This is a genomic window from Patescibacteria group bacterium, from assembly GCA_022560785.1.
Taxonomy (GTDB): Bacteria; Patescibacteriota; Minisyncoccia; order Phycocordibacterales; family JADFSL01; genus JADFSL01.
Genome location: JADFSL010000018.1, coordinates 1 through 13,616, shown reverse-complemented (window position 1 = coordinate 13,616; position 13,616 = coordinate 1). Strand labels below are relative to the sequence as shown.

12 protein-coding genes are annotated in these 13,616 nt (G+C 39.5%); 2 read left to right on the top strand and 10 right to left on the bottom strand.

The features are described 5' to 3' along the window. Positions 1–487: 487 nt before the first annotated feature. On the bottom strand, positions 488–1,633 hold the full coding sequence (locus tag IIB50_02145; protein ID MCH7529895.1) for a DUF362 domain-containing protein: 1,146 nt from the start codon (positions 1,631–1,633) through the stop codon (positions 488–490). 689 nt (positions 1,634–2,322) lie between these two features. Here IIB50_02145 and IIB50_02140 point away from each other — a divergent pair. After that, positions 2,323–2,730, top strand: coding sequence for a CopG family transcriptional regulator (locus IIB50_02140; GenBank protein MCH7529894.1), 408 nt, complete (start codon positions 2,323–2,325; stop codon positions 2,728–2,730). Here IIB50_02140 and IIB50_02135 read toward each other — a convergent pair. From IIB50_02135 to IIB50_02100, 8 genes are all read right to left on the bottom strand, one after another. Then, positions 2,645–3,514: a hypothetical protein gene (locus tag IIB50_02135; protein ID MCH7529893.1), complete on the bottom strand. Its 870-nt coding sequence runs from the start codon at positions 3,512–3,514 to the stop codon at positions 2,645–2,647. The two genes, IIB50_02140 and IIB50_02135, sit on opposite strands and share 86 nt — an antisense overlap. Positions 3,515–3,778: 264 nt before the next feature. After that, positions 3,779–4,423 carry a TVP38/TMEM64 family protein gene (locus IIB50_02130; GenBank protein MCH7529892.1) on the bottom strand — a complete coding sequence of 215 codons (645 nt, stop codon included), beginning with the start codon at positions 4,421–4,423 and terminating at the stop codon, positions 3,779–3,781. Then, positions 4,423–4,755, bottom strand: a complete 333-nt coding sequence (locus IIB50_02125; protein ID MCH7529891.1) for a phage holin family protein — start codon at positions 4,753–4,755, stop codon at positions 4,423–4,425. Before IIB50_02125 ends, IIB50_02130 begins: the two co-directional genes overlap by 1 nt. Further along, positions 4,755–5,321: an NAD(P)H-dependent oxidoreductase gene (locus tag IIB50_02120; GenBank protein MCH7529890.1), complete on the bottom strand. Its 567-nt coding sequence runs from the start codon at positions 5,319–5,321 to the stop codon at positions 4,755–4,757. The genes IIB50_02125 and IIB50_02120 overlap by 1 nt, the downstream gene beginning before the upstream one ends. Positions 5,322–5,334: 13 nt before the next feature. Continuing rightward, positions 5,335–5,829 carry an NUDIX domain-containing protein gene (locus tag IIB50_02115; GenBank protein ID MCH7529889.1) on the bottom strand — a complete coding sequence of 165 codons (495 nt, stop codon included), beginning with the start codon at positions 5,827–5,829 and terminating at the stop codon, positions 5,335–5,337. A 22-nt stretch (positions 5,830–5,851) separates the two neighbouring features. After that, on the bottom strand, positions 5,852–8,320 hold the full coding sequence (gene secA, locus IIB50_02110; protein ID MCH7529888.1) for a preprotein translocase subunit SecA: 2,469 nt from the start codon (positions 8,318–8,320) through the stop codon (positions 5,852–5,854). 810 nt (positions 8,321–9,130) lie between these two features. Beyond that, on the bottom strand, positions 9,131–10,435 hold the full coding sequence (locus IIB50_02105) for a tetratricopeptide repeat protein (protein MCH7529887.1): 1,305 nt from the start codon (positions 10,433–10,435) through the stop codon (positions 9,131–9,133). 33 nt (positions 10,436–10,468) lie between these two features. Continuing rightward, positions 10,469–11,329 (bottom strand): hypothetical protein, encoded by an 861-nt coding sequence (locus IIB50_02100; GenBank protein MCH7529886.1) that lies wholly within the window; start codon positions 11,327–11,329, stop codon positions 10,469–10,471. 278 nt (positions 11,330–11,607) lie between these two features. Here IIB50_02100 and IIB50_02095 point away from each other — a divergent pair, with 278 nt between their 5' ends. Further along, complete coding sequence (locus IIB50_02095) at positions 11,608–12,828, top strand: oligosaccharide flippase family protein (GenBank protein ID MCH7529885.1); 1,221 nt, start codon at positions 11,608–11,610, stop codon at positions 12,826–12,828. Here IIB50_02095 and IIB50_02090 read toward each other — a convergent pair. Next, a complete protein-coding gene (locus IIB50_02090; protein MCH7529884.1) occupies positions 12,825–13,490 on the bottom strand; it encodes an HAD family hydrolase in 666 nt (221 codons plus the stop codon). The two genes, IIB50_02095 and IIB50_02090, sit on opposite strands and share 4 nt — an antisense overlap. Between the last annotated feature and the right edge of the window lie 126 nt (positions 13,491–13,616).

The following is a 13,616-nucleotide window of genomic DNA, read 5'->3' as shown; positions in this document are numbered from 1 at the left end:
CCAGTAAATAGTAATAATGAGAGTTACGGGGAGCCATAGTGATGGCCATTTTCAGGTGCCTCTCTGCGAGATCAAGGCGTCGGATCGTCAGGAAGATGTCTCCAAGATAAGCATTGGCATACTCAACGGCTATGTCATCTTCTGCGTATCTGATAAGTATGTACCTGTAGATCTCTATTGCCTTATCGTAGTCACCACGCTCAATATGAGCCTTGGCTTCATCCCATATTAACCGAAGTTCTGGCCGATCATTGCCGTCCATAGTCTCTCCAAAGTGAAGATTACTGATAACATGGTACCATATGGAATAAGGCTGGGACCAACATAATGGCTAATTATTACATTGGGCGATGGTATACATGACCTGCTCTAAGCGTTCATCTTCTATTAAGGGGAGAAGGATGCCTTGCTTCCTCTAATTACACGCGATGGACTTTTGTTCAATATGTAACAGAAACGAACTATTAACCTCATCACCTTAAACAAATCAGCGGAAAATCGCCCGGCCTAATAAAGTCTCTTTCACGGTGATGGCTCCCTCGGGACACAACTCCTGACAGCAGTAACATCTTATACATTGGTCATATTTATAGGTAGGTGGCATTGATTCGTCCCCATTATGCCAGTTCACCGCCTTGGGCTTAACCGGGCACTGTTTTACACAAATACCACAATTTGTGCATATTATCCCATCAATAACTGGCCTTGGGCATATTTGGTTCCTGAGAAATGTCCTCACTCGCCCACTGGAAGTTGTAATTGGAGGCTTGCGAACAACTTCGAAACTCTTATCAACAGAGGATTCTACATCATCACCGACTATTTCTATATTCTGGTAATGATATGTCCCAAGGCCTGCCTTCTCACCAGGTTTAGATGTTGGCACAAATGCGGGGTCTAGATTAATGATTTTGCAAGCTACAGCATCCAGAGCAACTGGGTCATTGGAGAACAGTAAAACGCCCAGTTTCTTTGGTGTACCGTTCCGCGGTCCATTCCCCTCCATTGCCATAATGCCATCCATTATATATAACCTTGGTTTAATCAGTGTATTTAAATCGACTAACATTGTAGCGAATTCATATGGGTCAGCCATCTTAATATGGAATTGGCCTTTACGGAAACCTGGTATACATCCAAATTGATTTTTTACTGCTCCGGTAAACCTGGTCAGCCCATGTGTCTTGAGTTTTGACACGCTTACTAAACCGTCTGATTCCAGGACCCCATTAGCAAGAACAAAAATCTGGTTTAACAGTGCCTGATTATGTGTAACAGATCTCCCTTTGTCAAAATCAGCCATTCTGATGTCTAAGTCATCAGCCACCTGTTTGAATCCGCCCCTTTTCATATTAGTCTGACATCTTCCAAAACCTGAAGAATCACCATAAGATAGTATGAGGTTCGCCTCTTTTAAAATTACACCTGCTGCCCTGAATACAGAAGGATGCGTACAAACACACTTTTCAGGATTTGTACCTATCAGCGCATTGGGTTTAATTACTATATTTTCTCCTTCTTGGGCAAAATGGGAAACTCCGCCAAGCAGGTTTACTCCCGCCTGAACTGCTTCGTATACCTGTGCATCATCGTATGTATCGCATTTAATTAGTGCTACCCTGGATTTTGCCATACCTTCCCATACCTTATTCCCTTATTTTTTACAGTATATAAGCACCCAAAGGTTAAGTGTACCATTAATAGTCCTACAATTACTTGAATTCCTAGCTGGAAGATTACTGTATAGTAGTAAAAAAGGAACCTTTTTAGCACCTTAACCGTAGGCTTGCCCCAGGAGCTCCACGCCACGAAACGAGGCCTATCAAACCGTCAACGAGTAGCCAAGCCTCATGAGCAGGCCTTTGCGCCTCCCCCAATTCGGCGGAGTGCCACGTTGAGAATCCGGGGCTTCTTTTATAGGGAGTCCTTATTCCCCTCCCCACTGAGCCTTCATTGAGCCAAATCTTAGTTAGTATTCCTTTACTCGATCTAGACATAGGCCTCTTTGATACTTCGAAGAGACTATATCTATAGTATTTTCGATGCTTCGAACGCATAACCTGAATGACCTTCTTCTTGAATTATACTATGTATTGACATAGCTCAAGCTAATAGTAATTCGATAACAGAGTAGCCATCAGACATCCACATTGGCCATTATGGGCGACGAAAGTATCCTTTACAGACATTGGTATATCATAAAGCCTCCATATCCTGTATGATCGCAGAAAGCTTGACTTTCACTATTTCCCTATATCGTAAACCACTTCGTATACCCTACCGTGTACCTTATCGTATACCCTATCGTAAATTCCCCGTAATGTGGTATCATATTCCGCGTACATAGCGTGGACTATATCAAGTAGTAAATGGAGTGGAATTATGGTAAAGAAAAAACAGCCGCCACCGTCAAAGATTAAATATGATAAAAGCCATCCTACCATCAGCATACGAGTGAGCCAGGATTTAAAAATACAGCTAGACGAAATTAGAGAGACGAGCGGTAAAAGCATAGGTGATATCTTAAGGGAAGCAGTGGGTGCTCAAGACGTATCTGTCAAAGATGCATGGAAGCGAGGCGTCAGCCATGGTAAAGGACTTTATGGCGTGAATTACAAATGCTCGGTTTGTGGTGGAAATCTGATTATTGATACCGCAGATGAAAAGAAAGCTGCCAGTATCTTAATTCAAAGCTATTATCTTCTAAAAGATTTAGGGAAATACGGATAGGATTGAATAAGTATATCGTATCCTCGTAGTTAGGCAGCCCACAACAATCCGCCCTAAAGTAATATACATAATCTCCCAAATAAAAAATTTTATTGGCAGTTTCCAATTGAGCAAGTATAGAAACTTCATAATTAATAGCTTTTTCAACGACTTTAAAAGAGTTTAGATTTTTAATTTCAACTTTTGTACCAAGAGAGGCATTTTTACTTACTGAGATGTTTGCCTCAACCCTCATCTCACCTTTTTCCATATTAGCATCTCCTATTCCTAAATAGCGAATTAAAAGCTGGAGTTCTCGGGCAAACGAGACTGCTTGTTTAGCATCTTTAATCATCGGTTCCGTAACCAATTCCATCAGAGGAACACCAGCTCTATTAAAATCAATCAAGCTATGGCTGTCATCTGAACTGTGTACTGAACGCGCGGTGTCTTCCTCGAGATGTATCCTTGTGATTACAATGCCATTTAACTTACCTCCGCTTACAAGAGGGAATTTGTATTGGCTTATTTGATAGCCTTTTGGAATATCTGGATAAAAATAATTTTTACGATCAAATTCTGTAAAATCAGCTAAGTCGCTGCCAAGAGCGAATCCTATAGTTAGAACATTTTTTATAGCTTGTCTGTTAAGAACTGGGAGTGTTCCTGGATGTCCCATACACACTGGACAGATGTTAACATTTGGCTTCTTCTCATTGGAATCGTTTTTGGAATTACAAAAAAGCTTTGTATTGGTTTTTAGCTCAGCGTGTATTTCTAGCCCTATAGTAGGTGAGTACTCCATGCACACAATTGTAGCAGAAGTACAACGCTATTCAAACGTAGAAATTTTTATATCATCTATAAAAAGTAGTCTGGTGCATAAAAAACATATCGCCCACAGATCCAAACAGTAAGATCTAAGCAGACTACATACTCGGTACATTATAGCGTAGTGGGGAATAGAATGGCTAATTTTTGAAAAAATATGTGTGATATACAAAAATCTCTATATTTATCGTAATATACCTTTAAAATAAAGCTATCTCGCCTAAGCGAGATAGCTTTATTACTTCCTTTTTATAATGAGTATGTACGCCAAACTGAATATAAAAAGTGCAATAACTAAAAATAATACCAATAGAAAATATTGTTTCTGTATGAATGCTATTCCAAGGTATGCAAAAACAAATGAAAAAGGAGTGACCCCGATGAGTGTAGCGAGAATGTACTTCCCCACCGATATTCTGCTGAGAAATCCTATGGCGTAACTGAGTATATCAACTGGGATAATCATACGAAGTATCACAATCCACCAAAATTCCGCATTTAAGGGTATGTACTTTTCATACTTGGATATTTCATCAAGTGACACAAAACGAGCAAGTGCAGGTCTGCCTAGATGTCGCGCAATTAAAAAGGCAACAACGGCTCCCGCAGTCCACCCTACTATGCTATACATCGCTGTCGGTAGTGGGCCAAGCACAAGTGCAACTGTTGGAACTATTGGCAACACTGCAATCGGAGCAATAACTGTTGCAACAAACATCAGTACGATAAAAGTAATTGAACTTATAATATAATTATCTCCTATAAATTGCTCCAAGTAATAGATAGGTTCATTTAAAAACAATGAGAGTAGTGCAAGGGCAATAAAAGTAAAAAATAAAATAGTAGCGTAATTCTTTCGCAAACCAATATTTATATTCTGCATCAGAGAACTTTGTTACCAAACCAACCAAACACTGAAACAATAAATGCTCCGATGAATGCTGGAATAAATCCTGCAACCGTAAACCCGTCTACAAAAGTAGAGACGAACCAAAATAAAAGGGCGTTTATAATAAATGTGAAAAGTCCTAGTGTAAGAACATTAATTGGTAGAGTTAAAATAAAAAGTATTGGTTTCAATGTCAGATTGATAACTCCCAGAATGAGCGCAACCATGAGTGCAATATAGAAACCAGAGACCTCAATTCCTGGAACATAATTAGCAACAAGTAAAATTGCAAGTATGCTGATTAATAGTTTTGCTATAAGTTTTATCATTTGTTTTTTCTACCATCTTTAAGTGCTTGTGCATACCACAGAAGCTCTTTGAGCATTTCATCTATCCTTTCTCCATATGAAGCGTCTTTTATTGTACCATTCTCGGTAAACAAATCTTTCACATTTGAAAAGTATACTGCGTTTCGTATAGGAACCATTTTAAATTCTATCAGAACTTGTTTTAGATGCTCCACCACATGCGCTCCACCTAGCCCCCCTGCCGAAACACCACAGAGAGCAACTGGTTTTTTTTCATATTCATCGTAGAGCGAATCAAGTAATAATTTTAACTCACCGGGATATCCATGATTATATTCGGGAGTTACAATGACGAGCGCATCTGCGTTTTCTATGATTTCTTTCCACTGAGTCTTTTTTTCATTTGCGCCTCCCACTCCCCACGGTGGAGTGGTTATAGTATATGTATGATCTCTTATATCTATAAGTTTTGAATCAATGCCATCATGTTCAGTAAACTTTTGATGCACAAACCGTGCCACATATTCGCTGAAACGACCTTGCCTCGCTGTTCCCAACACAACTGGAATGTTAAATATATCCATAGATTTTTTTTGATTAGTGGATATCCATTTTCCACCCACCTTTTGTTCTCATTACCCTCGCTTCTGCCATAACAAGTTCGTCGTAAATTCCCTCAATTAAATCATAGTTCTTTGCCTCCTCCAGCGATACCCATGCAAAATTTTCTGTTTCACCGTTTTGAAGCACTATGTCACCTGATACAAAATCTGCAATGCAAGAAATCACAAGCGATGGAGCACCATCTTCGTGTACTCTTGCCAATGAGGTTACGTACTCAATATTTTCAATATCAATACCAACTTCCTCTTTAACTTCCCTTTTGAGTGTCTTTTCAAGCACATTATACCAGTAATGCTCGGTATCTTTTGGTAGGTTAATGTAATCGCTCGTTTCAAGCCGCCCACCGGGTACCACCCACATACCAGGAAAACGTTTTTTCTCCTTGGAACGCTGTGTGATGAGGTATTTTCCGTCTTTTACAACAATTGCGGTAATGGCAACCTCATGTAGGTAGTCGTTCCCATTCATTTAAATATTGTATCATATATATCTACGCTCCATGGCACTTTTTATATTTTTTCCCAGAGTCACATGGGCATGGGTCGTTACGACCCACTTTTTTTGATTTGGAGACGGTTGTTGCCGCTGACACATTGCTATTTCCTCCTATAAGCCGTGCATTTGCATGAGTCTCTTTTAATTTTACCTCCTCTTTTGCAAATGCCCCTGAGCCAATATTCATCAGAAGTTTTAGCATATGTTCGTCTGTTGACCCCTGCATTTCCTTGAAGAGGATTAACCCTTCTCTTCTGTATTCAATAAGTGGATCGCGTTGTCCGTACGCGCGCAGGTTGACGCTACCGCGCAGATAATCCATCATCTCTAAATGCTCAACCCAAAGCATATCAATTGTCTGAAGGAACAGCTGTTTAACATTTTTATAAAAATCTTCTTCTCCAAGCGCAGATTTCTTTTCTTCTACCAATTTTTGTATTTCCCCATCATCACCTATTAATTGCGCAAGAGTAGATTCCACTACTTCGTTGCCACCCATTAAAATGCTGCTTCTACGTTCGTACACTATTCTTCTCTGGTGATTTAGCACATCGTCATATTCAAGCACGTGTTTTCTCGCATCAAAGTTAAACCCTTCAATTTTTGTTTGCGCCGATTCAAGTGATTTGGTAATGAGCCGATTTTCAATTGGCTCATCTTCAGGAATCCCAAACCGCCCCATCATCTTCTTTATGGTATCAGATGCAAAAACACGCATAAGACTATCTTCGAGTGAAATAAAAAACTGCGTTTCTCCCTCATCTCCCTGTCTACCGGAACGACCACGAAGTTGGTTATCTATTCTTCGCGCTTCGTGTCTTTCTGTACCAAGCAAAAAGAGTCCCCCAATTCTTTTCACTTCTTTATATTCATCTTGTGTTGCCGGGTTACCGCCAAGTTTGATGTCCACTCCACGACCTGCCATGTTGGTTGCAATCGTCACATTATTCTTTCTGCCAGCTTGCGCAATAATTTCACCTTCCTGTTCGTGTTTTTTGGCATTGAGCATATCGTGTTTAATCCCCTCACGCGTAAGGTATGAGGAGAGTAATTCATTTTTTTCAATTGATACAGTGCCTATGAGAACTGGTTGGCCTTTTTCATTAAGTTCATGCACCTTGCGCGCTATTGCTTTGAACTTTCCTTGCTCCGTCTGAAAGATAAGGTCGGGGTGGTCTTGTCGTTTTGAAGGTACATTGGGAGGTACTGCGATAGTATCAAGCCCGTATACCTTATAAAACTCTTCAGATGAGGTCATAGCAGTACCGGTCATACCCGATAGCTTCTTGTACATCCTAAAATAGTTCTGGAAGGTAATTGATGCAAATGTGCGGGATTCTTTTTGTATAGTGACTCCCTCTTTTGCCTCTATTGCCTGGTGGAGACCTTCAGACCATCGCCTGCCCGGTTGGAGCCGTCCAGTAAATTCGTCCACGATAATTACTTCTCCGTTGTTTACCACATACTCTTTATCACGCTCAAAAAGAGCTTTGGCGCGCACCGCGGTCTCGAGATGATGTACATACTTGATACCTTTCTCCGTATAAATATTTTCAATACCTAGAATCTTCTCAGCTCGTTCTATCCCTTCGTCGGTAAGTGTTACCGCTTTTAGCTTTTCATCTACATTGAAATCCGTGTCTTTTTTAAGTGTGCGTGCAATATGTGAGAATGTTGTATAGAGGCTACCTGATTCCGCACTTGGTGCTGAAATGATAAGCGGCGTACGCGCCTCATCTATTAAAATTGAATCTATTTCGTCAACAACGGCAAAGTGGTAACCACGTTGGCGAATCATCTTCTTATCATACTCAATGTTGTCACGAAGGTAATCAAATCCAAACTGATTATTGGTTCCGTATGTGATATCGGTTCTGTACGCTTCCTGTCGCGTACATGGGCGCAGAAACTCATGGAACACTTTAAAGGAACCAATTTCGTCACGTGCTTCATCAACCTCTTTATGTTCTTTGTCATAGAAAAATGACTCGTTGTCGTTTATGACACCGACTGAAAGTCCGAGAAATGAGTACACCTGCCCCATCCACACAGCATCTCTCCTCGAGAGATAGTCGTTTACGGTAACAACATGCACCCCATTGCCGGCGAGTGCATTTAAATATACCGGGAGTGTTGCCACAAGTGTTTTTCCCTCTCCGGTTCTCATCTCGGATATATCGCCTTGATGGAGAATAATTCCTCCTGCGAGTTGTACGTCAAAGTGCCTCTGCCCAAGCGTTCGCTTGGCAGATTCACGCACTACTGCATACGCCTCTGGCAACAGATCATCTAATGTTTCTCCTTCACCAAGACGAGTTTTGAATGCTTCTGTTTTGTTGAGAAGTTCATCATCAGAGAGTGCTGTAATGCTTTCTTCGAAAGCATTTATTTTTTCTACCAGTGGAGCAATGGTTTTCAGTGCTTTGTCGTTTTGACTCCCAAATAGACCGCCTAGTTTAAACATACATCACAAAATATAACATAAAAACAAAATCTCCCATAGTTGGGAGATTTTGTTTACAAAGAGAAGTCCTTTGTTTATCGCTTTCTTCGAGATCGTTTCCTCGTTGCCTTTTTAGCTGTTGACTTCCTTTTAGTCGTTCGCTTACTTGTTGCCTTTCGGCGAGTTGTTCGCTTTACAGTTGCCTTCTTTGCTACTTTCCTTTTTCTTGCTGCCATATGTTTTTTGAATTAATTATTTATAACAGAGTTGTAATAACTTTCGACCAAACTTTTCACTTAATCATGAAAAAAGTTTAAAAAAGTTATTGCGCTCACTTATGTATATTATTAAATACAACAAAAGCGAAAACAATGTTGTTTTTAAAAAAATGTGGATAACTGTAAATTTTTTTTTAACTTAAAAAATAATTTTTTTTAATTAAACAATCTATAACAAACTTTATGTAAAAAAAAATAAAAAATAAAAAGCAATTTATACATTGCTTTTTATTTTCTGTTGTGATTATGTCAAATTATGGAGAGCGGGTGCGAGCTCCAAAACAAAAGTCTATGAGTGCCGCCGCCCTCCATAATTTGAAACAATCAAGTCTAGAAAAAGTATATCACACCGACGACACAAATTGAGTCAAAATATTTATAAACGCAAATCCCGCCGTGAGGCGGGACTTGCATAGACTTTCGTTATATAGAACCACAACTTAGTGGCACTCACGAAGAGTATAGCACTAATGCAAGGGCGAGTCAACCATCCTATGGCTAAATTATCTTGTAAGCGAAATGATCGCCTGATCGCAAAAAATAGTTTTGTGATTTAGGGATTCCTCCCAGCTTCTATCTCATGAATATAGAACTCTCCCTGTTCTTTAAATTCAGGGTTCAGCTCAATTGATTTTCTGATTTCAGCTATTGCCTCTAATCTTCTGCCAACTTGAATATAGGTAGCGGCAAGTGAGATGCGAAATTGTGCATTATTGGGATCTGTAGCGATTGCGTTTTGCCAAATTTCTACAATTTTATCGTATCGTTCAAGTTGGGCATATGCACGAATTATGCGGTCATCTACAGCAAACACCTCATCACGTTCTTTGTATTGCTCAAACAATGACCCGAGTAATTTGCTGGCTATATCATCGCGACCCGCATAAGCTGCTCCTACAGCATAGACATATACCGCATCTGGATAACTCGGTGCAAGTTCGTGTGCTTCTTTGAATATTTCAAGAGCTCTGTTTAAATCACCTTTATTGAGATATGATGTCCCCAATTCAAAAAAGATTGCTTGTTTTTGTGGCGAGAGCTCAAGCGCTTTTTCAAGCTGTACTATCGCATCATCAAAAAAACTAAATCTATTTAAATATGAGGCGTAGAACAGTCTCACACGTGCATCATTGGGATTGTTTTCTATAAGCCGTTCCATTTCACTTCGCCCGAAATCAAAGAATTGCTGCTGCACTCCGGAGTCCACTTGCGGGTCCCTCACCCTCACTGCGGTAGTAACAAGTTGTTCTGCAACTTCCTGTCTTCCGAGAGAATTAAGAGCAACCACTTCTTCAAAATATTCAAAATTCTTTGCTGGACCTTCTTGTTGTGGTGAAATTGCTTTGATTAGTGTTTGTGCTGCAGTCACACCTTTTGCGTTAATCGCATAAATCGAAAATATTGTAAGCACTATCATAAGTGGAGTAACAAGTCTCACTGCCGTACCGTGTGACACAACCATTCTCTGCCATAATGGGTGTAGGAATGGCCGGCTAATCTTGCTATGAATATATGCGAGAAGTGTAAAGAAGAATATGTAGCTTATGAGATTATCAAAGACAAAGAGGTTGTGAAATCCATATCCTACGAGTAATCCTGTAAAAATGCTCTTTTCCACAAATGACAGGTCCGTGACTTTTCTCCAGAGATAGTAGAGAAACAAGAATGGCATTGATAGATATGCCAAAAGTCCCAAAAGACCTCCCGCAATAGCCCAATCGAGGATTATATTGTGGACTCGGTCAAACCACGGTTCCTGTGCGTAGAGCTCCGGATTGTAGTACTTGTTGAATACAAGACCGAAGTTCCCCTGACCCCAACCGAGAATCGGCTTTTCTTTTATTCCTTGCCACGCCATGTCCCAGATAAGAAAACGAGCACTGACCTTTCTTTACGTAAATGAAATATCAGAGAATCGTGAAAGAACCGGATTTTCTGTTACAAATTCTGTGTTTTTTATCGCCACAAATCCTCCCGCAAGTAAAACAACCGCCATAATTCCCGCAATAGCTATTTTTTTGAGTCTCAATTGTTCTTTCTCAAACAGAGCAATGAGAAGTGCTGTGAGGAAAATGCCACCGAGAAATCCCAATATTGTCCCTCTAGTGGCTGTGTAGTAGAGCATTGAAACCTGAAGCATAATTATTGCGCCGTAAATAAACCGAACCACATTTCCTCCTCGCCAGCGAGCGAGAAGAAACAGCGTTATAAAGATGTGAAAGAGCATATATACTGCCAAATATGTAGCATTGCCAAATGTTGCATCAAGGCGCACTCCACCTTGGTTTATTGTGACTTTGCCTGCAAGTTGGAAAACCCCGTAAATTCCTATAAAAGTGCTTACAGCAACAGATGTATTGAGAAATCGAGTCCATAGCTGTTGTGTGTTTAGCATTGTGCCCGCAACCAAAAAATATGCAAAAAGATGAGCCAATGTAACAAATCCTTCCATTCGCTCAAAATTACTCCAAAAACTCTTAAATGGGTATTCTCCTAGTATACCGGCAAGAAAGATGATTCCTATAAATGATGCTACTGAAACAAAAAGCCATGAAAATTTTGGGCGGTACATACTGTCTAAAAATGCGAGTGCCACCCATGCACCAAATATAATTTCAACTAAAATACGAAACGAGAAGTTTTTTCCAGTAATAAATGGAAAAAACATTGAATTTGCAACGATAAGTGGTATAAACGGCACGATAAAAATACCGCTAATGATGAGATATTTGAGTGCCTGCTCAATTTTCATCCCGTTAGAGTTAGTTCGTCCGAGACGAACGTTGATTAATTAAAGTATATAACATATTCGACATATCAATGATTCCTTAAAGACTGACAAGTATACAAACTTTTCTCAACTCTAACGGGATTCATAGAACATAACTATATCATTAAACTAGAATCATAAAAATACCTTGTCGTAGTAGGGTGAAACTACTACTCAAAAATAGACAACGCATTGATAACCTATAGACAATCAAGTACGATTAGAAAATGATTCAGAAGATAAGAAATAAAGCCTATAATGTGCTCCGATGGAGCGAAAAATACACCAAAACCGACATGGTTTATCTCGCTAAAGGTGGCTCCTGGCTTGCTATTGGACAAGTTATATCAATAATTTCAGGACTTGCACTCGCTGTGGGGTTTGCAAACCTGCTACCGAAAGAGGTATATGGAAATTACAAATTTGTTCTATCCCTTGCAGCAATCATAGGCACCTTCTCTCTTACCGGAATGTCCACTGCTATTACTCAGGCAGTGGCCCGTGGATTTGACGGAGTATTTCGTTCAGGGTTTTCTGTATATTTAAAATGGAGTGTGATTATCTTTATTGGTGGTACAAGTGGTGCATTGTATTACTTTGTAAACGATAACAGCACTCTCGCACTTTCACTGCTGATTGTTGGGTCGTTTGTTCCATTCCTAAATAGCTTTACGCTTTACAATGCATTTCTACAGGGAAAGAAGGATTTTAAAAAGATCTCGCTCTACGGTATATTCCGAAGTACTATACCCGCAATCTTTCTGTTACTTACTGTGGTGGCCACAAATAACCCAGTACTTATTGTATTTGTCTATTTTGCTTCACACACCACAATTGCTTTATTTTTTTATTTCCGTACAGTTGCTATATACAAACCTGAAGGTCCAACTGATGTTACAGCTATACAATACGGCAAACATCTAAGTATTATACGTGTGGTATACACGATTGCTAATAATGTTGACAAGATTCTTATCTTCCATTTTCTCGGTGCCATACAGCTTGCAATTTATGCTTTTGCGCTTGCAATACCAAATCAAGTTATATCAGCTAACAATATAATAAAACTTTTGATACTTCCTCGATTCAGCAACAGAAGCATCTCAGAACTCAAGATGGCAATACCAGGTAAAATATTGCGTCTGTTTATTTTTGTCACATTACTTACCCTGTTGTATATAGTGACTGCACCATACATCTTCCAATTTTTGTTTCCCCAATATATAGACTCGGTTATCTATTCACAAGTATATGCCCTTGTTCTTTTGTACATGCCTACAATATTTATACAACAACTTTTCTTTGCACACATGAAAAAGAAACAGCTGTATACTGTAACTGCCATAAGCCCTATTTCAAAAATTATACTGCTCCTTTTACTACTCCCGCCATATGGTATCTGGGGAGCTGTTATAGCTCTTCTTCTTGCACGAGCAATTGATATGATTGTCCTTATATTTCTCTTCAGAAGAGTTAGCTAAATATTCAATATTTCCAAGATATCATCAATTCTAGGTACCACAATTCCGATAGAGGTTTTACCTACATGCCATTTATTCCAATTATTTGAAATACCGATAAATAAACAATCAATCCTTTTTGCAAGTTCACGATCTGAATCTCCATCACCGATAACGATATGCTCCGCATTTGTTTTTTCGCAACTGCGTATAGTGTTTGTGTGTTCTAATTTACTTCCCGGTAGACCATATAGGGCAACGAAATAATCCATTACACCAAGTTCGTGAGCTATATATTCAAGATCTTTCTGCAAAGTAGCTGAAATTACATACATACGGTACCCAGCAGTATGTAATTGTTTTAGAATATCTTTTGCACCTGGAAATAAGCCAATACGGACCACACCACCACGAACCGCTTTCCCAAATTGGTCTGCATATTCCTCTTTTAAGTGAAGAGGTGAAATTCCTTGCTTATCGGCATGAGCAAAAGTCTCATCAAGTAACTGATATCGGTTGAGAATCTTATCTGTATCGTTGGAAAACGCATGCATCATTATTTTTGCCAACGCCGGTTCGTCAGAAAAAACTTTCTGCCATGCGCCATTCCATTTCCAAGCATTAGAATCAACAATAACCCCATCCCAATCAAAAAGAAGGATAGTATTTTTATCATTCTTCATTTTGTTTTAGCATCAACTCAACTTCTTTAATTTGATGTGGGCGGTCGACTTCAATCCAATTTGAATTCTCAATTGGAATTCCTTGCACTACCATGTCGTTGATATAAAGACGTATGGGATGACTAT

Bases quoted from the DNA above. Each gene is read 5' to 3' on its own strand.
- IIB50_02145 (MCH7529895.1), bottom strand. From the start codon at position 1,633: ATGGCAAAATCCAGGGTAGCACTAATTAAATGCGATACATACGATGAT.
- IIB50_02135 (MCH7529893.1), bottom strand. From the start codon at position 3,514: ATGGAGTACTCACCTACTATAGGGCTAGAAATACACGCTGAGCTAAAA.
- IIB50_02130 (MCH7529892.1), bottom strand. From the start codon at position 4,423: ATGCAGAATATAAATATTGGTTTGCGAAAGAATTACGCTACTATTTTA.
- IIB50_02120 (MCH7529890.1), bottom strand. From the start codon at position 5,321: ATGGATATATTTAACATTCCAGTTGTGTTGGGAACAGCGAGGCAAGGT.
- IIB50_02115 (MCH7529889.1), bottom strand. From the start codon at position 5,829: ATGAATGGGAACGACTACCTACATGAGGTTGCCATTACCGCAATTGTT.
- secA (MCH7529888.1), bottom strand. From the start codon at position 8,320: ATGTTTAAACTAGGCGGTCTATTTGGGAGTCAAAACGACAAAGCACTG.
- IIB50_02105 (MCH7529887.1), bottom strand. From the start codon at position 10,435: ATGGCGTGGCAAGGAATAAAAGAAAAGCCGATTCTCGGTTGGGGTCAG.
- IIB50_02100 (MCH7529886.1), bottom strand. From the start codon at position 11,329: ATGAAAATTGAGCAGGCACTCAAATATCTCATCATTAGCGGTATTTTT.
- IIB50_02090 (MCH7529884.1), bottom strand. From the start codon at position 13,490: ATGAAGAATGATAAAAATACTATCCTTCTTTTTGATTGGGATGGGGTT.